The sequence below is a fragment of the Caulobacter mirabilis genome (assembly GCF_002749615.1).
In the GTDB taxonomy this organism is placed as follows: domain Bacteria; phylum Pseudomonadota; class Alphaproteobacteria; order Caulobacterales; family Caulobacteraceae; genus Caulobacter; species Caulobacter mirabilis.
The window spans coordinates 1,746,315-1,766,658 of record NZ_CP024201.1 but is presented as its reverse complement, the minus strand read 5'-3'; the positions used below and the strand labels follow the sequence as shown (position 1 = coordinate 1,766,658).

Here is a 20,344-nt window from a genome sequence, read left to right as displayed (position 1 = left end):
CGCGGCAAATTTCAGACTTCCGCGGACGTCCGACGAACATTCGCAAGCCTATTCGGATGTATGTAGGAAGCGGAATTCGCGGCGCGCTTCAAGCCAGAAAACGGTTAACGACGCTGGGTAACACTACCGCCGACGGACCTCACGCAAGTGTAATCGACCCCGCGCGAACAACTCCGTCCGCCCCCCGAACGCGGATGGTGATCTTGTTGTCCGCCGTGAGCTCAAAGGCCATCTGCCCCTTCTGCGTCGGCGTCTGACGTCGAGCCGGCATCCAACTTACCGGCCCCTTCCAATCAAGGCCGACGGTGCCGGCTGGGATACATCCCGCGACCGCCCCGGAGCCGTTCACGAAGGTGCGATCATTCACCCCGCCGCGGCCGCCGTCGACATGTCCGAGGGCGGGACTGGCGTAGCTGAAGGCCGATCCGACCGCCGGTGATTCTGGAAATCCCGGATCGCCGGTCTGCAGCGCGCCCCCGCCGACATGGACGGCGGCCCAGGGATTGATCCGCCCGACACCGACGTTCACGGCCAAGGCCTTCGCCAGATAGGACGGGCGCCCCGCCCCGGTGTTCGTGTCGTAGTCGCCGAGCAGGACGCCGCGCCCCTCGGCGCCGCCTTCAAAGACGCGGTCCTGCTGGTTGCTGTTGTGATAGCTGCCGATCTCCGACCAGCCCGAGGCTTGGGCTCCGTGGTGGATCCCCGTCGCCAGTCCCTCGAACCGGTTGCCGATCAGCACCGTTCCGTCGCCGTCGTTGCGAACGCCGCAGCCGCCCTGCACGTTCTCGAAGGCGTTCGAGAGAATGCGGACGTTCTGATTGCGATGACCGACGATGACCCCGAAGAAACCTCGGTTCGGCTGAAAACGACACTCGGAGATCGTCCAGTTGTTGGCGGTCTCCTCAACGCGCTTGGCGGCGGCCAGATGAACGCCCGCATAGAAGCCGCCGCAGTAGCACTGATCCACGACGCAGTAGTACGGCCCCACGGAGTAGCTTCCGGCCACATGGATCAGAACGGAGACATTCTGCTTGGCGTTGTAGGCCCAGAGCCTCGAGAACCGCGCATAGGAGAACAGGGATGCGTCGATGATCGGCCTCTGAACCGTCCTCGCGCCGCTGTGGTCGAAGAACACGTTCTCGACGGCCAGATAGGTGATGCGGTCAGCCCCCTCGGCCCCCTTCAGCCAGGTGACGTCGCCGTCGATCTCGAGATAGCCGTTGGCGATGGTGAGGTGCCTGCAGCCTTGGCGGACGACGAGCGGGCCGCAGCGATAGCGGCCGCCGGCCATATCGATCACGACCCCCTCCTGATCGGCGGCGTAGTCGAGGGCCGCCTGCCAGGCCGCCGTGTCGGAGGGCGGCGAGGCATGGTGAGGGCGCGCGCCGAACATCGTCGGCGAGAGGGTCTGTTCGGAAAGCTTGAACCATCGACCGTTGGCGCTTCGCCGTCGCGCGGGCGACGACTTTCCGCTCCGCTGGTCCTCGTCCAGAACATATCGGGCGCCGCCGACGCCGGGCGACGCGTAGCCTCCGGTCTGGACGACGCCGACATCGAGCGGCGCCTGCATCGTTTCGAAGCGCGCCCACAGATCCAGATTCATGACCGCCCCGCCCCGGGGGGTGGCGTCCGGACCGCGGACCGGCGCGGAGCCTTCCGCGCTCACCACGGCGCCGATCGAAGCGAGCGCCTCTCGGCGGGAAAATTCGCTCGACATGCTTCACTCCGATTGTCCGTCGAAGGGCGCAGCATAGAGCGTCCCTCGCGCCGTGACATGGGCGGGATATGGGACCAAATTTGGTCTGCGGCCGGCCTAGAGCTCGCGGGCGACCCCGTCGAGCAGCGGCACGAAGCGCACATCGCCGAGCAGTTCGACCTTGAAGCCGCCCTGCCCGTCCCCGGCGTAGCGGCGCAGGCTCTGCACCGGCCCCTTGCCGATCGGGGCGACCAGCACCCCGTTGGGCTTCAGCTGGGCGAGCAGCTTCTTGGGCTCCTCGGGCGCGGCGGCCGTGACCATGATCCGGTCGAACGGCGCCTGCTCGGCCCAGCCTTCGCCGCCGTCGCCGAACTTGGTGATGATGTTGGTCAGGCCCAGCGCCTTGAAGCGGCTCTCGGCCTCCTGCATCAGCGTGCGGTAGCGCTCGACCGTGTAGACCAGCCGGGCCATCTTCGAGAGCACGGCGGCCTGGTAGCCGCTGCCGGTGCCGATCTCCAGCACCCGCGCCCGCGGCTCGATGGTCAGGGCCTGGGTCATCAGCCCGACGATGAAAGGCTGGCTGATGGTCTGGCCGCAGGCGATCGGCAGGGCCGAATCCTCGAACGCCCGCTCCTTGAACAGGTCCGGCGTGAACAGCTCGCGCGGCGTCTTCTCGATCGCGTCCAGGACGCGCGGGTCGGTCACGCCCTGGGACCTCAGGGCGAGGATGAGGCGCGCCATGCGCGTCTGGGGCGTGTCCGGCTCTTCGCTCATCAGGCCTTGGGCGGGGCGCCGCCGAGCACCCCCTTCAGATTGTTGACCGTCGGCATGTGGGTCAGGTCGATATGCAGCGGCGAGACCGAGATCCTGCCGTCGTAGATCGCCCGCAGGTCGGTGCCGTCGGCCGGCTGCGACAGCTTACCGGTGAAGCCCATCCAGTAGTAGTTGCGGCCGCGCAGGTCGGTGCGCTTCTCGAAGGTCCGCATGTGGTTGTCGCGGAAGCCCTGGCGGGTCACCTCGACCTCCGTCACCTGCTCCGGCGGCAGCGCCGGGAAGTTGACGTTCATGATCACGTCTTCCGGCCAGCCCACCTCCAGCAGGCGGCGGACGATGCCCGGGCCGAACGCCTCGGCGGTCTCCCAATGGGCCGTCACCTCGTCGTGGAAATAGGTCATCGCCTGCGACAGGGCGATCGACGGGATGCCCAGGGCCATGCCCTCGATGGCGCCGGCGACCGTGCCGGACATGGTCACGTCCTCGGCCAGGTTCTGGCCGCGGTTGACGCCCGACAGGACCAGATCGGGCTTGGCCCCCTCGACCAGCTCGCGCACGCCCATCATCACGCAGTCCGTCGGCGTGCCTTCCACGGCCCAGGTGCGGTCGCGGACCTTCCGCACCCGCAGCGGGTCGGACAGGGTCAGGGCGCGGCCGGCGCCGGACTGCTCGTACTCGGGCGCGGCGATCCAGACGTCGTCGGTCAGGGCCCTGGCGATCCGTTCCAGCGTCTCCAGCCCCTCGGCGTGGATGCCGTCGTCGTTGGTGAGGAGAATTCTCATCCCTTCACCGTTTCCCCGGCGAAGGCCGGGGCCCAGTCGGGAGCGCCGAAGTCAGGGTTCATTGCACAGCTCTGAGGCCGACACTGGGTCCCGGCCTTCGCCGGGAGAACGGAAACAAAGGAGATCACGCTTCGGGTTCCAGGTGGGTGACGCCGCCCATGTAGGGGACCAGCACGTCGGGGATGGCCACCCGGCCGCCCTCGTCCTGGTAGTTCTCGAGCACCGCCACCAGGGTGCGGCCGACGGCCAGGCCGGAGCCGTTCAGGGTGTGCAGGAAGCGCGTGCCCTTCTCGCCCCGCTTCTGGCCGCGGGCGTCCATGCGCCGGGCCTGGAAGTCGCCGCAGTTCGAGACCGAGCTGATCTCGCGGTAGGTGTTCTGCGACGGCAGCCAGACCTCGAGGTCGTAGGTCTTGCGGGCCGAGAAGCCCATGTCGCCGGTGCACAGCAGCATGGTGCGGAACGAGAGGCCCAGGCGCTTGAGCACCTCCTCGGCGCTGGCGACCATATGGTCGTGCTCGGCGGCCGACTGCTCGGGCGTGGTGATCGCCACCAGCTCGACCTTCTGGAACTGGTGCTGGCGGATCATGCCGCGGGTGTCGCGCCCGGCCGACCCGGCTTCCGAGCGGAAGCAGTTGGTCAGGGCGGTCAGCCGCAGCGGCAGCTCGGCCTCGTCGGTGATCTGCTCGCGGACGAGGTTGGTCAGGGACACTTCCGCGGTGGGGACCAGGTAGAGCTTGTCTGAAGCGCCAGCCAAAAGAGCATTAGTTCCGGCGGCGATCTCTGTCGTCACCTCGCTCGAACTCTTCCTTCGATAGGTCGAAAAAAGATCGTCTTCGAACTTGGGAAGTTGACCGGTTCCGAACATCGCATGCTCGCGAACGAGCACCGGCGGGTTCACCTCGGTGTAGCCGTGCTCGGTGGTCTGCAGGTCGAGCATGTACTGGCCGAGCGCGCGCTCCAGCCGGGCGACGCCCTTCTTCAGCACCACGAACCGCGAGCCGCTCATCCGGGCGGCGGCCTCGAAGTCCATGCCGCCCAGGCCGGCGCCGATGTCGACGTGGTCGCGCGGGTTGTTCAGACGGCGCGGGTCGCCGTGGCGGCGCTGCTCGACGTTGCCGGTCTCGTCCGCGCCGGCCGGAACCTGCGGGTCGGGGATGTTCGGCAGGCTGGCGAGCAGGTCGCGGAGCTCCGCCCCCACCGTGGCCTCGATCTCGGCCTGGGCGGCCATCTCGGCCTTCAGCCCCTCGACCTCGGCCATCAGGGCGGCCGCCTTGGCCTCGTCCTTCTGGGCCTTGGCGGCGCCGATCTGCTTGCTGGCCTCGTTGCGGCGCGACTGGGCCGACTGCACCGCCGTCTGGGCGGCGCGCAGGGCCTGGTCGAGGTCGAGGATCCGCGCCGTCGGAGACGACAGGCCCCGGGACTCCCAGCCAGCGTCATAGACGGCGGGGTTCTCTCGGATGGCCTTGATGTCGTGCATGGCTCTGCGCTCGGGAAAGTAAGGGGCTTTCTCTAGGGCGCGTCGGCAACTTTTAGAAGCCCCACGACCGATCCGCCTTTCCCTCCGAAAGGGGGGCGCAATCCAAAGTGGCATTCAGCCCGAGTGGACGGCAAGATGTCACGACTACGACTCAGCAAGGCTCCCCATGAAACGAAAGCTGCAAGTCTTTATCTCCAGCACCTACTCAGACCTCTTAGTCGAAAGACAAGCTGCAGTTCTGGCGGTCCTCAAGGCGGGGCACATACCCGCAGGAATGGAGCTTTTTACCGCTGGCGACAAATCCCAGCTGGATACAATCAAAAGATGGATAGATGAGTCCGACGTATACATGCTCATTCTGGGTGGAAGGTACGGCTCCATAGAACCCAGTAGCAGTCTTAGCTATACAGAGCTTGAATATGACTATGCAGTGTCGGAGGGAAAACCCCTATTTTCCGTAGTTATAAACGACCAAGCGCTTGAGGATCGCATAAAATCCGAAGGGTCAAAGGTTATGGAGGGTGAAAACCCTTCAAAATTGAAAGAATTCAGAACAAAAGTTCTATCAAATATATCGTCTTTCTTCTCAGACGAGAAAGACATCAAACTTGCCGTACACGAAAGCTTGTCCGATTTCGCCGCGAAAGCCGACCTATCTGGATGGGTTTCTCGTTCCGAAATTCCCAACGTAAAGGCACTAACGGAAGAAATAGAGAAGCTACGAGAAGAGAATAGAATTCTAAAGGAAAGCCCCACGGAAAAAAGAATTGAAAGCACCAAAGAGAAACCATCGGACAAGGTCCAAGAAACCATAAACATTCTTCACGATCAGAAAATAACAGTTCCTGCAAATGTCATGGCGACAGGGGAAGATTGGGAAACTACCGCCCTTCATTTCTTTGTTTCGAATAGAGAAAATCTCATAAACGGCGCCACCAACTCCATAAACAGCTCCGACGCTGAGACGTTCATGTATGGAAAAATAGCACCGAAACTGATCGTTCACGGCGTGATGGAGAACGAGAAAGTGCCAGGGGCTCGCTATCGGCGAAGCTCAGTCACAAAATTTGGCCAGTCTGTACTCGCGGAACTCGACCGCCGCGGCCTTAAGAAGAAAACGACCAAGCCCGCCTAGGTCGCGACGATGTCCGTGCTTTCAGCGGCGGCGTCTTCGCGGGCGCGGCGGCGCTCCATCAGCCACACGCACCAGATCGAGACCTCGTAGAGCAGGCAGATCGGGATCGCGAGCATCAGCTGGCTGATCGGGTCGGGCGGGGTGAACAGCGCGGCCACCACGAACACCGCGACGATGGCGTAGCGGCGAATCTCGCGCAGCATCTTGCTGGTCACGATCCCGGCCAGGCCGAGCAGCGACAGCACCACCGGCAGCTGGAAACAGAGCCCGAAAGCCAGCAGCAGCGTGGTCACCAGGGTCAGGTAGTCCGACACCTTGGGCACCAGGGCGACGCTGACCGTGGCGGTCGTGACTTCCTGGCTCAGCGAGAACCACATCACGAACGGCAGCATGATGAAGTAGACCATCGCCGCCCCCATCAGGAACAGCACCGGCGAGGCGACCAGGAACGGCAGGAAGGCCTTCCGCTCGCGCTTGTAGAGGCCCGGGGCGACGAAGCCGTACACCTGCCAGGCCAGCACCGGGAAGGTCACGATCACCGCGCCGAAGCCGGCCATCTTCAGCTTGGTGAAGAAGAACTCCAGCGGCGCGGTGAAGATCATCTTCACCGTCTGGGCGTCCATCTTCGGCGCTTCCTTCAGGCCGATCATCACCTGCAGCAGGTCGAACGGACCGTGCTTGATGCCGGCCTTCTGCGCCGCGATCAGGCCGCCGGCCTTCACGAACGGCTGCAGCAGGAAGGTGTAGATGTGGTCGGCGAAGCCGAAACAGACGCCGAAGCCGATCACCAGCGCGATCACGCAGATGATCAGCCGCTTGCGCAGCTCGATCAGGTGATCCAGCAGCGGTGCGCGCGACGCCTCGATGTCGGCTTCGTCGGGGCTCAGGTTGTCGTCGCTCACGAGACGATTCCGGTCGGCTTCTTGCGGGCGGCCCGCGGTTTGGAGACGGTTTCGGTCTCGGTCTTCTTGGGCGAGGCCTTCCTGGCCGGAGCCTTCTTCGCGGGGGCGGCCTCAGCCGCCGCCTTCGGCTTGGCGGGCGCCCGCTTGCGCTTCGGCGTTTCGGCGACCGGCGCGGGCTCGGCCGGCGCGTCGATCTGGTAGCTCATCGGCGGATGCAGCTGGACGTCGCCGCCCTTCAGTCCCGCGTCGATATCGGCGAAGACCTGGTCGACGCCGACGTCGCGCGCATCCTCGGCCGCCTGGTGCACCGGATCCATGAACTGGCCGCTGCGCAGGGCCTGGACCTCGCGCCGCAGCTCGTCCAGCTCGGACTGGCGCGCCATCTCGTCGAAGCTGGCGCGGAACTCGTTGGCCATGCCGCGCATCTTGGCCACGAACTGGCCGAGCTTGCGCAGCAGGAGAGGCAGGTCCTTGGGACCAACGACGATCAGGGCGACCGCCGCGATGACCAGGAGTTCTGTGGCGCCGATTTCGGGTAGCATCACGCGGCCTTAGGCCCGCGCAGGGGCCACGATCAAGGACGGATTGAAATCGCCAGCGATCAGCTGACGATTTTGTCCTTCTCGGACTCGGTGCGGGGCAGCGGCTGGGCCGGGGTCTCGTCGACCTTGTCCTCGGTCTTCAGGCCGTCGCGGAAGGCCTTGATGCCCTTGGCGGCGTCACCCATCAGACCGGACAGCTTGCCGCGGCCGCCGAACAGCAGCGCCACGACCGCGATCACGATCAGCCAGTGAATCCAACTCATTCCACCCATCATGGCGGGGATGCTCCTATGGTCGGATCGCGCCCCGGCGATCCGCATCGTTCTAACCTTGGCCGGCAATATAGGCGGATGCGCGGCCGGTGGCCAAATTAAACGGCTGTGACCCTTTGATCCGTGCGTCCTTCGAGACGCGATCCTGAGGGATCGCTCCTCAGGACGACGAATTCAGCATGCGTCATGGTGAGGAGCGAGCTTCAAGCGAGCGTCTCGAACCACGCACTACCGCTCTTCTTCTTCCCCGACGTAGTCCTGCACGAACTCCGGCGAATCGTCGGCGGCGCTCTCGAAGTCGAGCACGTCCTCTTCCTCCAGCGGCGGACGCGACGGGTCAGGCACCTCGAAGCCCGGCGGCAGGTCGAGGCCGAGCAGGCCGGCGGCCTTCATCTCGGCCATACCCGGCAGGTCGCCCAGCGACGGCAGGCCGTAGTGCTCCAGGAACAGGTCGGTGGTGCCGTAGGTGACCGGCCGCCCCGGCGTGCGCCGGCGCCCCCGCATCCGCACCAGGCCCAGCTCCAGCAGCACGTCCAGCGTGCCCTTGCTGGCCTGGACCCCGCGCACGGCCTCGATCTCGGCCCGGGTCACCGGCTGGTGATAGGCGATGATGGCCAGGGTCTCCTGGGCGGCCTTGGACAGGCGGCGCGGCTCCTCGCGTTCCTCGGTCATCAGATAGGCCAGGTCCTGCGCCGTCTGGAACCGCCAGCGGCCGGCGACCTGGACCAGCTCCACGCCCCTGCCCTGGCTGCGCTGGCGCAGCGCCTCCAGCCCCCAGGGGACGTCGGCGCCCTCCGGCAGACGCCGGGCCAGGTCCTCGACGGAGAGCGGTTCGGCGGCCGCGAACAGCAGCGCCTCGATGGCCCGCTCGATCAGGGTCGGTTCGCTCACAGGATCGCTCCTTCGTCGGCGGGCCGCGACTTGCGCTTGCGCATGTAGAGCTCGGTGAAGGCTTCCAGCTGGCGGACCTCCATCTCGCCTTCCTTGACCAGCTCCAGTCCCGCCGCGAGCGTCGAGGCGACATAGCTGGCCGGGCTCGGGCCGTCGGGGTCGTGGGCGTGCGGCGCGACCCCGTCCAGCGGAGTCCAGACGGCCAGCTCGTGCAGCATGCCGCGAAGTCGGTCGCGCGCGTCCTCCAGGCCGTAGGCCACCGGAATATAGGGCCGATAACTGCGGTCCTGTTCCTTCTTCCGCTGGCTGATGTAGGCGCTCATCAGCTGGTACAGGTCGCCCTCGATGCGGTTCGAGGACAGGATCTTCACCGCCTCCGGATCGCCGCGCACGAAGACGTCGCGCTTCAGTTGCGGGCGATCGCGCAGGGCCTCCACGGCGCGGCGCATGGCGTCGAGCTTGGCCAGACGGAAGGCGAGCTGGGCGGCCATCTCCTCGGCCGGCGCCTCGTCGGCCTTGGGTCGCTCGGTGCGCGGCAGCAGCAGGCGCGACTTCAGGTAGGCCAGCCAGGCCGCCATCACCAGATAGTCGGCGGCCAGCGAAAACCGCAGGCTGCGCGCCCGCTTCACGAACGACAGGTACTGGTCGGCCAGCTTGGTGACCGACAGCTGCAGCAGGTCGACCTTCTGGCTGCGGGCCAGGGCGAGCAGGACGTGGAGCGGGCCCTCGTAGCCGTCGATGTCGACGATCAGCGCATCCCCGTCCTCGGCGGCGTTGCTGGCCGCCTGGAAGTCGAGGTTGGGCTGGAAGGAGGCGTCGCTCATGCCGTGGCGTAGCGTCCCTCGAAGGCGGCGTCGAACCGGGCCCGGGCTTCGGCGACGTCGAACGGCTCCGGAACCCGGGACAGCCGCGCCATCGCCGCTTGGGCGCGGCGCTTCGCCTGCCCTTTCAATGGCTTGCAGCCATCGACGACGGCCTTCATCTCTCCCATGTCGCCATTGCAGTGCAGGATCATGTCGCAGCCGGCGGCCAACGCCGCCTTGGCGCGGGCCTTGAAGCCGCCCTTCAGCGCCTTCATCGACAGGTCGTCGGTCATCAGCAGGCCGTCGAAGCCGATCGCCTCGCGGATCACCTGCCGGATGACGGTCTTGGAGGCGGTGCCGGGGCGCTGGGCGTCGATCGCCGTGTAGACAACGTGGGCGCTCATCGCCATCGGCATGTCGGACAGCACCTTGAACGGCGCGAAGTCGCGGGCGTCGAGCTCTTCGTAGGGCGTCTCGACGACCGGCAGCTCCAGGTGGCTGTCCGACAGCGCGCGGCCATGGCCCGGGCAGTGCTTGAACACCGGCAGCACGCCGCCAGCGATGAAGCCTTCCGCCATGGCGCGGCCGAGCGTGGCCACCTCCGCCACGGACTGGCCGTAGGCGCGGTCGCCGATGATCTCGTGGCCGTCGGGGGCCGGGACGTCCAGCACCGGGGCGCAGTCGACGTTGATCCCGACCGAGACCAGGTCATGGGCGATCAGGCGGGCGCCCAGCCGGGCGACCTCGCGCCGGACCAGCGGATCATTGGTCGGCAGGGTCCCGTACGCCCGGCCCGGCGGATACTTCGGCCAATGCGGCGGCCCCATGCGCTGCACGCGCCCGCCCTCCTGGTCGATCAGGATGGGCGCGCGGTCATCGTCGATCGTCTCGCGCAGCGCCGTGGTCAGGGCCCGAAGCTGGTCCGGGGACTCGATGTTGCGCTTGAAGACGATGAAGCCCCACGGCCGCACATCCCGGAAGAAGGCGATCTCTTCCTTGGAGAGGGTCGTTCCCTGGCAGCCCAGGATGGCGGCGAGGCGCGTCACTTCACGAAGCAGCTTTTTCCGGCGGCCTTCAGGCGGTCGCAGAAGGCGGCGGCGTCGGCGCGGCTGGAGAAGCCGGTGACCGTGGTGCGGTAGAGGGTCTTGCCGTCCTTGTCGACGGCCTCGACCCGCTTGCCCTTGCCGGCGGCCAGGCCAGGAGCGGCGGCCGCGGCGTCGCTCCAGCCCTTGTCGGCCAGGGCCTGTGACGAGAAGGCGCCGATCTGCACGGCCGCCGGGCCGCTGGCGGAGGCCGCCGGCGTCGCGGGCTTCACCGCCGGGGCGACCGGCGCGGTCGGCTTCGGCGTGACGACGGCGACCTGGGCCGGCTTGGGCGCCGGCGGCGTCACGGGGGGCTGCGCCGGCTGAGTGGTCGTGGCCGGACGCAGCGGCGTGGTCTGGACCGGCGCGGTCGGTTGGGGCGCGGGACGCGGCTGCACCGGCTCAGGCGGCGGGGCGAAGGTCGGTTCGCCGGGCGCGACCGCGGCCACGTCCTCTTCCTTGTGGATGGTCAGGCCGGCGGCGGCGTCGGCTTCCGGCTGGTCCTTGGCCTGGGGCTCGCTCTTGGTCGCGGCGACGGTCGCGCCGACCGGCTGAGGCGCGTCGTCCTTGCCGCGCTGACCGTCGCGGTAGAGCCAGAAGCCGGCCCCGATCACGAGGACGATCAGGATCACGGCGCTGATCAGCAAGGTCGAGCCGCCGCCTCCGCCGCGCACCGGGCGGCGGGCGTCGAACGACAGCGGAGAATCGGTGGGGGGCGTGTAGGCGCCGCGATCGGAGTCGGACATGGGGAGATAAAGCTCCAGGGAGCGAGAAACAGGGAGGCGCGGCGGCGAATCGCGCGCCAAGGGCGTCAGTGTATCGAAGCGCTTCCCCCGCCGACCAGCGACCTCAGGTCGCTACGTCCAGGTCTCCAGCTGGAACAGCTTGCGATGCTCTTCGATGGCGTAGCGGTCGGTCATGCCGGCGATGTAGTCGCAGACGATACGCGCCCGGCCCGCTTCGTCGCGGTTCTGCGACAGGGCGTACCATTCCGAAGGCAGGACCTCCGGCTCGCTCATGAACAACGAGAACATCTCGGCGATAATGCGGCGCGCCTGGCTGCGGGTGCGATTGACCTTCCAGTAGCGGTACATCCGCTCCATCAGGAAGGCGCGCAGCCGGGCCAGGTCCTCGTGCATGTCCGGCGAGAAGGCGACCAGGGCGTGGCCCAGGTTGCGGACGTCCTCGGCGGTCTCGACCCGACCCTCGTGCGCCCGGCGCAGCGTCTCGCCCATGACGTCGTCGACCATGGCCCCGATCATGCGGCGCACGGCCTCGAGGCGGGTCAGGCGGTCGTCGAGGTCGGGGCGTTCGGCCCGCACGGCCTGCAGGATCGGCCCGATCAGCGGCACGTCGTACAGCTCGTCCAGACGGAACAGGCCCGCCTGCAGACCGTCGTCGACGTCGTGGTTGTTGTAGGCGATGTCGTCGGCGATCGCCGCGACCTGGGCCTCGGCCGAAGCCCAGGTGCCCAGCTTGAGGTCGTAGGACTTGTCGAACGCGCGAACGGCGCTCCAGCTCGGGCGGCCCAGCTTATCGGTGACCGGACCGTTGTGCTTGATGACGCCTTCCAGCGTCTCCCAAGTCAGGTTCAGGCCCTCGAAGTCCGGGTAGCGGTGCTCCAGCTTCACCACCACGCGGAAGGTCTGGACGTTGTGGTCGAAGCCGCCCCAGGGCCGCATGGCGTCGTCCAGGGCGTCCTCGCCGGCGTGGCCGAACGGCGGATGGCCCAGGTCGTGCGCCAGGGCGACCGTCTCGGCCAGGTCCGAATCCAGGCCCATGGCCGTCGCCAGCGACCGCGCGATCTGGGCGACTTCCAGGGAATGGGTCAGACGGGTGCGGTAGTGGTCGCCCTCGTGCGCCACGAAGACCTGGGTCTTCTCCTTCAGGCGGCGGAAGGCGGTGGCGTGAATGATGCGGTCACGGTCGCGCGCGAACGGCGTGCGGGTGCGGCTGTCGGGCTCAGGATGCTGCCGGCCCTTCGACAGGGCGGGATTCTCGGCGTAGGGAGCGCGGACGGGCGGCTGAAACGGTTGCGGCATGCGGGAGCCTTGATTGACGCCCCTTCCCTGAAGGCGCGGGGTTGCACATATATGAACCCCGAGAGTTTTCCACAGCCTTGAGACCATGGACGTAACGCTGTCATCGCAAGCCGCCCGCCGCATCCAGGCCATCGGTCAGGCCGAGGGTCGCGATCTGATGCTCCGCGTCGCGGTCGACGGCGGCGGCTGCTCGGGCTTCCAGTACCGCTTCGATCTGGTCGAGAACGCCGAGGCGGACGACCTGAAGATCCAGAAGGACGGCGCGACCGCGCTGGTCGACTCGGTTTCGCTGGCCCTGCTCAAGGGCTCGGAGATCGACTTCGTGGACGAACTGGCCGGCGCCGAGTTCCGCATCCACAACCCCAACGCCAAGTCGAGCTGCGGCTGCGGCGTCAGCTTCTCGATCTAGCACGCCAGCCGGACTTGCCACCCGCCTCCGGGAACGAGAGCATGGCTCCGTTTCGTGGAGGGGCAGCGTCTTGATCCGATCCGTCATCGTCGCCGGCGCGCTGTTGCTCGCCCCCGCCGCCCAGGCCGCGCCGGTCGAGCGCCTCGTCGAGATCGACGGACCGCTGAAGGGCGTGATGCTGGCGCCCGAAGGCGGCTCCAAGGCGCCGGCGGTGGTCATCCTGCCTGGATCCGGGCCGACCGACCGCGACGGCAACAACCCCCTCGGCGTCAGGGGATCGACCTATCGCCTGCTCGCCGAAGGCCTCGCCGCCGAGGGCGTCGCCAGCCTGCGGATGGACAAGCGCGGCATGTTCGCCAGCGCTGGCGCGGCGCGGGACCCGAACAAGGTGACGGTCGTCGATCTCGCCGCCGACGCGAACGCCTGGGCGGCGAAATTGAAGGCAGAGACCGGCGCGAAATGCGTCTGGCTCCTGGGTCATAGCGAAGGCGGCCTCGTGGCGCTGATCGCCGCTCAGCACGGTCGGGGCCTCTGCGGCCTGGTGCTTGTCTCGACCAGCGGCCGGCCGCTCGGCGAGGTCCTGCGCGATCAGCTCAAGGCCAATCCCGCCAACGCTCCCGTTCTGCCGCAGGCCCTGAAGGCCATCGATGAGCTCGAGGCCGGCCGCAAGGTCGACACGGCGGGAATGCCTCCCGCGCTGTCGCCGCTTTTCAACCCGGCTGTTCAGGACTTCCTTATCGTCATGTTCAAGCAGGACCCGGCCAGACTGGTCTCCGCCTACAAGGGACCGGTCCTGGCGGTCGCCGGAACCACCGACTTGCAGGTCACGGTCGAAGACTCTCGACGCCTGCAGGCGGCTCGGCCGAGCGTGAAGCTGGTCACGATCGAGGGCGTCAACCATGTGCTGAAGGCGGCGCCGGCCGATCGACGGGCGAATCTCGCGACCTACGCCGATCCGTCCCTCCCGATCGCGCCCGGCGTGGTCGAGGCGATCGCCGCCTTCGTGAAGGCTCAGTCCGGCTCTTGAGCGCCCTGGCCATGCGCCCTAGCCTCCGGGCCCAAATCGGAGCCCGCCATGCGCATCGCCACCTGGAACGTGAACTCGGTCAACGCCCGCCTGGAGACCGTCCTGGGCTGGTTTGAGCGCGCTTCGCCCGATGTGGCGGTGCTGCAGGAGATCAAATGCGTCGACGAGAAGTTCCCGACCGAAGCTTTTGAAAGGCTTGGCTATAACGTCGCCGTCCACGGCCAGAAGACCTACAATGGCGTGGCCATGCTGTCGAAGGCGCCGCTGGAAGACGTCCGGCGCGGCCTGCCGGGCGACGAGACCGACGAGCAGGCTCGCTACATCGAGGCCGTGGTCTCCGGCGAGACGCCGGTCCGGGTCGTCGGGATCTACCTGCCCAACGGCAATCCCGTCGAAACCGAGAAGTTCGCCTACAAGCTGGCCTGGATGGAACGGCTGAACCGGCGCGCCCGCGAGCTGCTGCGCTACGAGGAGCCGCTGGTCATCGCCGGCGACTACAACGTCATCCCCCGCCCCGAGGACGCCGAAAAGCCGGACGCCTGGCTCGGCGACGCCCTGTTCCGGCCCGAGAGCCGCGGCGCCTATCGCGCGCTGCAGAACCTGGGCCTGACCGACGCCTTCATGGCCGTCGACGGCGGCCCCGGCGCCTACACCTTCTGGGACTACCAGGCCGGCGCCTGGCAGCGGAACAACGGCATCCGCATCGACCACGCCCTGCTCTCGCCCCAGGCCGCCGACCGGCTGGTGCGGGTCGACATCGATCGCGAGCAGCGCGGCGAGGAGAAGCCCTCGGATCACGTCCCCGTCGTGGTGGAGCTGGCGCTGTGATCAAGCTGACCTTCTGCCTGGTCCGCCGACCGGAACTGACGCGGGAGGCCTTCCAGGACTACTGGCTGAACACCCACGCCCCGCTGGTCGCCGGCGTGAAGGACGTCCTGCGCATCCGCCGCTATGTGCAGCTGCACAGTTTCGCGCCGGAGGCGAGCGCCGATATCCGTCAGTCCCGCGGCGCGCCCGAGCCCTATGACGGCGTCGCTCAGCTGTGGTGGGACAGTTTCGAGGACATGGCCGCGGCCGAGCCGGAGGCCGCGCGCAAGGCGGGCCGGCTTCTACTGGAGGATGAGCGACGCTTCATCGACCTTCCGCGCTCGCCGCTCTGGTGGGGCGAGGAGAAGGCGATCTTCTAGCCGGTGCGGTCGCCTGTCGGGCGAACAAATGTCGCAGCCGTTCCGTCGAAGCGTACGGAACCTCACGCCGGAAAGAGAGTTTGCCCCCTCAAGCCGGACCGATCGAGCATATCCGCTCGGGGCGGCGTACTGGAGTAGGACATGCCTTCGGAGCCCCGAGGCCTTTCGCTGTTCGGCCCATCGCGAGCGCACCGCCAGGCGGCGAATGTCGTGGAACTGGCCTTCCCGGACGCCTCCGACGTCGAGGCGCGATGCCGTGACATCCTCCAGGCCCTGCCCGCCGCCATCTACACCACGGACGCGGACGGCCGGATCACCTTCTACAACGAGGCCGCCGTCGCCCTGGCCGGTCGACGGCCTCAGATCGGTTCGGACCAGTGGTGCGTGACCTGGAAGCTGTTCCGGCCGGACGGGACGCCGCTGCCGCACGCGGAGTGCCCGATGGCGGTCGCCCTGCGCGAAGAACGGCCGATCCGCGGCGTCGAGGCGATCGCCGAACGTCCGGACGGCAGCCGCGTCGCCTTCGAGCCCTTTCCGACCCCGATCCACGACGGCGCCGGCCGCCTGATCGGCGCGGTGAACATGCTGATCGACATCACCGATCGGAAGGCGGCGGAAGAGCGCCTGTTGGTGCTGATGCGCGAGGTCGACCACCGCGCCAACAACCTCCTGGCCGTCGTCCAGGCCACCGTCCGCCTGACCGAGGCCGCGACCGTCGAGGACTTCAAGATCGTCCTGGAGGGACGAATCCGCGCTCTGTCGCGAGCGCACAGCCTGCTGGCCCGGACGCGCTGGACCGGCGTCGATCTGGCGCAACTGGTCGCCGACGAACTGGCCGGCCTCGACGGCGCCACCGCCGCGCGGGTGTTCATGGCGGGCCCGTCGATCCGGCTCGACCCGGCCGCGGCCCAGTCCGTCGCCGTGGCGTTGCACGAGCTGGCGACCAACGCCCTCAAGCATGGCGCGCTCTCGCAGGCCGACGGGGCCGTCGACCTGCGCTGGCGTATCGCCCTCGACGGGCGGCTCGACCTGACCTGGCGCGAAACCGGCGGGCCCGACGTGACGCAACCGTCCCGGACCGGTTTCGGCTCCATGGTGATCCAGAACACCATCCTGCGCGACCTGCGCGGCGAGGTGACCTTCGACTGGCAGCCGCAAGGCCTCGTCTGCCGCATCAAGGCCGAACTCTCTCCCAACTGACTTTCCCGACGCAGGCGCTGACGCCCGCCGGGACTCCCGATACGCTCCCGGCGATGACGGAAACCGCACGCCTGCTGCTGATGCTCGGCCTCGCCGGGACGGCCATGACCTTCCTCGGCAGCGCCCTGGTGTGGTTCCGCAACGAGCCTCGGCGGATTCGGCGCGCCCTGCGGCGGGTGCTCGGGGCGGAGCCGGACGCGCTGCTGATCGCCCAGGGACGCGGACGCGGCGCGGGTTTCTCCCTGACGCAAGGCGCCCTGGCGGTCGCCTGGGACCGCGGCGCCTGGTGTCTGGTCTACCGGCTCGGCGAGATTCTCGGCGCTGAGCTGATCGTCGACGGCGAGGTCGTGGCCAAGACCCATCGCGACGGCTTCCGCCAGACGCTGCAGACGCGGATCGCCTCCGCCGACCAAGTCACCCTGCGGCTGACCCTGAACGATCCGACCTATCCGGACTTCGAGCTGGACCTGTGGCTGGCCGGCGATGAGGCCCGGCGCGACGACTGGTCCCCGCGCGCCGCCGTCCAGGAGGGCGACCGCTGGCTGGCCCGGATCGACGCCATCTTCCGCCGCACCGCCAAGGCCAAGCCGCCGCAGGCGGCGGCCGTCGCCGTGCGGACTCCGCCGACGGCGCGCGCGTCCTCGCCCGCCCCAGCGCAGCTGGCCGACGACGACGGCCCGCCCTGGGACGAAGACGAAGACTGAGCCCGGCTTGATCACCGAACGGCGGCGCCCCAGATTGGAGGCCTGACAGGGAGTTCACCATGAAGCTCGCCACCGCCGCCGCCCTCCTGCTCGCCGCGCCAACCTTGGCCCTCGCGCAGGCCGCGCCGCTCAAGCTGACCAACCCGGCCGACGCCGACCGCGACGGCGTCGTCACCGACGACGAGCGCGCCGACTACCTGGCCAAGGGCGGCGCGGACGCCCAGGCGCTGCCGGTCGCGGCCCCCAAGTCCAGCGGGCAACCCCAGGTCTTCAAGCCGACCGAACTGCCGCCCGCCGACCAGAACACCACCGCCGCCGGCGCGCCGCCGGCCCACGCCAGCGAGTTCGAGAAGACCCTCGAAACCCGCATCCGCCAAGACCGCAAGCGCGACTGATCCGCCCCATGCCCCTGACGATTGCGCCGGCGTCCACGGATCATCTGGACGCTTGGGCCGAGTTGCGCGCCGATCTCTGGCCCGGCGAGACGGTCGCCGAGCATCGCGCCGAGGCCGCCGGCATGCTGGAGGGCGAGGAACGCGCCTTCGTGGCGATCGCCGACGGACGCGTCGTCGGGTTCGCCGAAGCGGCCCTGCGCCACGACTACGTCAACGGCTGCGACACCTCGCCGGTGGTCTTCCTGGAAGGCGTCTACGTCCGGCCGGCCGCCCGTCGCGGCGGCGTCGCCCAGGCCCTGACCGAAGCCGTCGCCGCCTGGGGCCGCGCCGAAGGCTGTTCGGAGTTCGCGTCCGACGCCGAGATCGACAACGTCGACAGCCACGCCTTCCACCTCGGCGCGGGCTTCGAGGAGACGGAACGGGTCGTCTACTTCCGGAAGGCGCTCTGATCCGACGATCGGCGTGAAAGGAATCCCGCGCCCGCCCGACTATCCCCTTCGCAATCCGTCAGGAGGGATAGAGATGCACTGGAAATGGTTCCTGCCGATCGGCGCCGCGACGGTCAGCCTCGCGGCATGGCTCGCCTTCGGGATCGGCCTGGCGTTGAACTTCGAGCGGCCGCTCATGTTCATTCTCGCCGTCGTGGGCGCCTTCGGCCTCGAGGCCCTGGTCTGGGGGTTCGCCGCGGCGCTCGGGATCACCGCGTTCCAGGCCCGCCGCCGGATCTGGGCGTGGGTCGCGGCCAGTGTCCAGCGCCAGGGGTGATCGGCCTTGCAGGACGGCGCGCCGCCGACGGCGATCGACTTCCGCGACCTCGTCGTCGCCCAAGGTCCGATGCTCCGCCGGATCGCGGCCGCATACGAGGCCGACCCGGCGCTGCGCGAGGAGCTGGGTCAGGAAATCCTGACCTCGATCTGGCGCGCGCTTCCCAGCTTCCGCGGCGACGCGTCGATCAGGACCTTCGTCGCGCGGGTGGCGCACAATCGCTGCATAGACCACGTCGCCCGCCGCGCCGCCCTGCCCCGTAGCGCGCCGCTTGACGAAAGCTGGGCGAGCGACGCCCCGTCTCCGCTGGAGGCCCTGGAGCGTATCGACCAGCACGAACGGCTGACGCGGGCGGTCCGCAGCCTGCCGCTGCCGCTGCGCCAGGTCGCCATCCAGACGCTCGAAGGGTTCACCCCGGCCGAGATCGCCGACGTGCTCGGCGTCGGCGCCAACGTGGTTTCTGTCCGCCTGACCCGCGCCAAGGCCGCGTTGCGGGCGATCCTGGAGGACGGCCGATGAGCGCCGAAAACGGCTGGAACGACTGGGGAGAGGCCTGGCGGGACAAGGCTCCGGCCTCCCCGCCGTCCGATATCGACGCGATCGAGCGCCGTGTGCGGGCTGAACAGAGGCGGCAGATCCTGCGGGCCGCCATCGATCTGGTCGCCTGCGTCGTCGGCGTCGGGATCAGCCTCTGGGTGATCCTGGAGGACCGGCCCTCCGCCGTGATCCTGGGCCTGGCGGGCCTGACCTATTCGCTGTTCGCCCTGGCGGTGACGCTCGGTCGGCGGCGCGCGCCGGGCTCTCTAGCCTCGCGGACAGTGGCCGCGGCCCTGGACTGGGAGCTCGCCACGGCCCGCGCCGGCGTCCGCACCTCCGTCGGCGGCGTGGCCACGGCCGCGGCGGCCCTGCTGTTCCTCGCCGTATGCGTGGCGGTGTTTCGCCATGAGGGCGTCTGGGACCAGGACCCGATCGCCGCGCCAGCGCTGGCCGTCGCCGCCGCCTACGCTGTCGGCGCCGGCCTGTCGTCGCTCTGGCTGTATCGGAAGCGGCGAACGCACGCCGAACGGCTGGAGCGCCTGCTGAACGAACTCAACGGCTAGACTAGGAAGGCCTCGGCGATGCGCTGCGCCGGCGTCAGCGGATCGACCGGCAGGTCGCTGAGGTTCGACAGCACCACCACCGAAACCCCGGCCTCGGGCAGCAGCAGCGCGATCGAGCGACCGCCCGCGATGCTGCCGGCGTGATAACCGCGCAGCCGCCCTTCCGGATCGCGGTCCAGCCACCAGCCGATCCCGACCGGGCCCGGCGCCAGCGGCGTGAACATCCGCTCCAGGTTCTCCTCGTCGAGATAGCCCGGCGTGGTGAAGGCGGTGCAGAAGCGAGCGACATCGCTGGCGGCGCCGACATAGCCGCCGCCGGCCCATTTGTAGGCGGGGTTGATGGCGGGCGCCTTGAACAGGCCGCCGTCCTTGAGCGGCTGGTAGCAGGACACCCGCTGCGGGATGACCGACGTCATGCTCTCCGGCATCAGGGTCGGCAGGTCGAGCGGCCGGATGACCTCCTCGGTGACCAGCTGCGGGAAGCGCTTGCCCGTCGCCGACTCCAGCACCGCCCCGGCCAGGACATAGCCGAAGGTGCTGTAGTTGAACGCCTCGCCCGGCTTGGACACCAGCGGGTCGTGGATGAAGACCGCCAGCGCCTCCTCGGTGTTGCGGTAGGGCCGGAAGTCGATCGCTCCGCCGGGCGCCTTGGGATCGTAGTCGCGGGGGATGTAGTGGCGGACCCCCGCGGTATGGCCAAGCAGCTGGCGCAGGGTCGTTCTGCGGTGCGGCTCCGGCAGGCTGGGGCGATAGTTGCCGATCGGACGATCCAGATTGACCGCGCCGCGCTCGGCCAGCCGCGCCGCCACCGCCCCGGCGAACAGTTTCGACACGCTGGCGAGACGGAAGCGGCCGGTCAGGCTGACCGGCGCCTTGGTCTCCAGGTCGGCCAGACCGAAGGCCTCGGCCCAGACCAGTTCGCCGTCGCGGCAGACCGCGGCGGACATGGCTGGGGCGTGGGTCTGGGCCATCATGCCGCGCACGACCTCGCGCGCCACAGCGGCGCCGGGCGCGTCAACGCCCACGCCCTTGGCCAACGCCGGCCGCGCCGTCGCGCCGACGGCCAGAGCCGCCGAACCGCCCAACATCAATCGTCTAGAGAGCACTGCGCCCAGGTTCCGAACTTGCGCTGCGAGTCTGGCGAACATGTCGCCCCGCC

At 68.4% G+C, this 20,344-nt stretch carries 25 protein-coding genes; 12 read left to right on the top strand and 13 right to left on the bottom strand.

Annotated elements, in window-relative coordinates:
• Positions 1 to 139: 139 nt before the first annotated feature.
• From CSW64_RS08610 to serS, 4 genes are all read right to left on the bottom strand, one after another.
• A complete protein-coding gene (locus CSW64_RS08610) occupies positions 140 to 1,717 on the bottom strand; it encodes a hypothetical protein (RefSeq protein WP_099621726.1) in 1,578 nt (525 codons plus the stop codon).
• A 96-nt stretch (positions 1,718 to 1,813) separates the two neighbouring features.
• Positions 1,814 to 2,470 carry a protein-L-isoaspartate(D-aspartate) O-methyltransferase gene (locus tag CSW64_RS08605; protein WP_099621725.1) on the bottom strand — a complete coding sequence of 219 codons (657 nt, stop codon included), beginning with the start codon at positions 2,468 to 2,470 and terminating at the stop codon, positions 1,814 to 1,816.
• Positions 2,470 to 3,252, bottom strand: coding sequence for a 5'/3'-nucleotidase SurE (gene surE, locus CSW64_RS08600; protein WP_099621724.1), 783 nt, complete (start codon positions 3,250 to 3,252; stop codon positions 2,470 to 2,472). Before surE ends, CSW64_RS08605 begins: the two co-directional genes overlap by 1 nt.
• Positions 3,253 to 3,376: 124 nt before the next feature.
• Positions 3,377 to 4,729: a serine--tRNA ligase gene (gene serS / locus CSW64_RS08595; RefSeq protein ID WP_099621723.1), complete on the bottom strand. Its 1,353-nt coding sequence runs from the start codon at positions 4,727 to 4,729 to the stop codon at positions 3,377 to 3,379.
• 166 nt (positions 4,730 to 4,895) lie between these two features.
• Between serS and CSW64_RS08590 the strand changes: the two genes are divergently transcribed.
• The gene (locus CSW64_RS08590) at positions 4,896 to 5,864 is read left to right on the top strand and encodes a DUF4062 domain-containing protein (protein WP_099621722.1); all 969 of its coding nucleotides are present in this window, start codon (positions 4,896 to 4,898) and stop codon (positions 5,862 to 5,864) included.
• Here CSW64_RS08590 and tatC read toward each other — a convergent pair.
• The 8 genes from tatC to CSW64_RS08550 form a co-directional block, all read right to left on the bottom strand.
• Positions 5,861 to 6,766, bottom strand: coding sequence for a twin-arginine translocase subunit TatC (gene tatC / locus CSW64_RS08585; protein ID WP_099621721.1), 906 nt, complete (start codon positions 6,764 to 6,766; stop codon positions 5,861 to 5,863). The genes CSW64_RS08590 and tatC overlap by 4 nt on opposite strands.
• Entirely contained in the window at positions 6,763 to 7,308 is a 546-nt protein-coding gene (gene tatB / locus CSW64_RS08580; protein ID WP_099621720.1) for a Sec-independent protein translocase protein TatB, read from the bottom strand. The genes tatC and tatB overlap by 4 nt, the downstream gene beginning before the upstream one ends.
• A gap of 59 nt (positions 7,309 to 7,367) precedes the next feature.
• Entirely contained in the window at positions 7,368 to 7,580 is a 213-nt protein-coding gene (tatA, locus tag CSW64_RS08575) for a twin-arginine translocase TatA/TatE family subunit (RefSeq protein WP_099624174.1), read from the bottom strand.
• A 228-nt stretch (positions 7,581 to 7,808) separates the two neighbouring features.
• Positions 7,809 to 8,471, bottom strand: coding sequence for an SMC-Scp complex subunit ScpB (gene scpB, locus CSW64_RS08570; protein ID WP_099621719.1), 663 nt, complete (start codon positions 8,469 to 8,471; stop codon positions 7,809 to 7,811).
• Complete coding sequence (locus CSW64_RS08565) at positions 8,468 to 9,295, bottom strand: segregation and condensation protein A (RefSeq protein ID WP_099621718.1); 828 nt, start codon at positions 9,293 to 9,295, stop codon at positions 8,468 to 8,470. The genes scpB and CSW64_RS08565 overlap by 4 nt, the downstream gene beginning before the upstream one ends.
• Positions 9,292 to 10,320 carry a beta-N-acetylhexosaminidase gene (gene nagZ, locus CSW64_RS08560; RefSeq protein WP_099621717.1) on the bottom strand — a complete coding sequence of 343 codons (1,029 nt, stop codon included), beginning with the start codon at positions 10,318 to 10,320 and terminating at the stop codon, positions 9,292 to 9,294. Before nagZ ends, CSW64_RS08565 begins: the two co-directional genes overlap by 4 nt.
• Positions 10,317 to 11,102: a cell division protein FtsN gene (gene ftsN, locus CSW64_RS08555; RefSeq protein WP_099621716.1), complete on the bottom strand. Its 786-nt coding sequence runs from the start codon at positions 11,100 to 11,102 to the stop codon at positions 10,317 to 10,319. The genes nagZ and ftsN overlap by 4 nt, the downstream gene beginning before the upstream one ends.
• A gap of 111 nt (positions 11,103 to 11,213) precedes the next feature.
• A complete protein-coding gene (locus CSW64_RS08550) occupies positions 11,214 to 12,398 on the bottom strand; it encodes a deoxyguanosinetriphosphate triphosphohydrolase (RefSeq protein ID WP_099621715.1) in 1,185 nt (394 codons plus the stop codon).
• 85 nt (positions 12,399 to 12,483) lie between these two features.
• Here CSW64_RS08550 and erpA point away from each other — a divergent pair, with 85 nt between their 5' ends.
• From erpA to CSW64_RS08495, 11 genes are all read left to right on the top strand, one after another.
• On the top strand, positions 12,484 to 12,807 hold the full coding sequence (gene erpA / locus CSW64_RS08545) for an iron-sulfur cluster insertion protein ErpA (protein WP_099621714.1): 324 nt from the start codon (positions 12,484 to 12,486) through the stop codon (positions 12,805 to 12,807).
• Between the two features lie 70 nt (positions 12,808 to 12,877).
• Positions 12,878 to 13,834, top strand: coding sequence for an alpha/beta hydrolase (locus CSW64_RS08540; RefSeq protein WP_245863873.1), 957 nt, complete (start codon positions 12,878 to 12,880; stop codon positions 13,832 to 13,834).
• A gap of 48 nt (positions 13,835 to 13,882) precedes the next feature.
• Positions 13,883 to 14,662: an exodeoxyribonuclease III gene (xth, locus tag CSW64_RS08535; RefSeq protein ID WP_099621713.1), complete on the top strand. Its 780-nt coding sequence runs from the start codon at positions 13,883 to 13,885 to the stop codon at positions 14,660 to 14,662.
• Entirely contained in the window at positions 14,659 to 15,021 is a 363-nt protein-coding gene (locus CSW64_RS08530) for an EthD domain-containing protein (protein ID WP_099621712.1), read from the top strand. The genes xth and CSW64_RS08530 overlap by 4 nt, the downstream gene beginning before the upstream one ends.
• Positions 15,022 to 15,162: 141 nt before the next feature.
• Positions 15,163 to 16,221: an HWE histidine kinase domain-containing protein gene (locus CSW64_RS08525; protein ID WP_099621711.1), complete on the top strand. Its 1,059-nt coding sequence runs from the start codon at positions 15,163 to 15,165 to the stop codon at positions 16,219 to 16,221.
• A gap of 53 nt (positions 16,222 to 16,274) precedes the next feature.
• Positions 16,275 to 16,925: a hypothetical protein gene (locus CSW64_RS21980; RefSeq protein ID WP_099621710.1), complete on the top strand. Its 651-nt coding sequence runs from the start codon at positions 16,275 to 16,277 to the stop codon at positions 16,923 to 16,925.
• Between the two features lie 59 nt (positions 16,926 to 16,984).
• The gene (locus tag CSW64_RS08515; protein WP_099621709.1) at positions 16,985 to 17,320 is read left to right on the top strand and encodes a hypothetical protein; all 336 of its coding nucleotides are present in this window, start codon (positions 16,985 to 16,987) and stop codon (positions 17,318 to 17,320) included.
• Between the two features lie 8 nt (positions 17,321 to 17,328).
• Complete coding sequence (gene aac(6') / locus CSW64_RS08510; protein WP_099621708.1) at positions 17,329 to 17,769, top strand: aminoglycoside 6'-N-acetyltransferase; 441 nt, start codon at positions 17,329 to 17,331, stop codon at positions 17,767 to 17,769.
• Between the two features lie 73 nt (positions 17,770 to 17,842).
• Complete coding sequence (locus tag CSW64_RS08505) at positions 17,843 to 18,085, top strand: hypothetical protein (RefSeq protein ID WP_099621707.1); 243 nt, start codon at positions 17,843 to 17,845, stop codon at positions 18,083 to 18,085.
• A 6-nt stretch (positions 18,086 to 18,091) separates the two neighbouring features.
• Positions 18,092 to 18,604 carry an RNA polymerase sigma factor gene (locus CSW64_RS08500; RefSeq protein WP_216361258.1) on the top strand — a complete coding sequence of 171 codons (513 nt, stop codon included), beginning with the start codon at positions 18,092 to 18,094 and terminating at the stop codon, positions 18,602 to 18,604.
• Positions 18,601 to 19,185 (top strand): hypothetical protein, encoded by a 585-nt coding sequence (locus CSW64_RS08495; protein WP_099621706.1) that lies wholly within the window; start codon positions 18,601 to 18,603, stop codon positions 19,183 to 19,185. Before CSW64_RS08500 ends, CSW64_RS08495 begins: the two co-directional genes overlap by 4 nt.
• On the opposite strand, the gene CSW64_RS08490 is transcribed toward CSW64_RS08495, so the two are convergent.
• Entirely contained in the window at positions 19,182 to 20,273 is a 1,092-nt protein-coding gene (locus CSW64_RS08490; RefSeq protein ID WP_172448500.1) for a serine hydrolase domain-containing protein, read from the bottom strand. The two genes, CSW64_RS08495 and CSW64_RS08490, sit on opposite strands and share 4 nt — an antisense overlap.
• Positions 20,274 to 20,344: the final 71 nt, after the last annotated feature.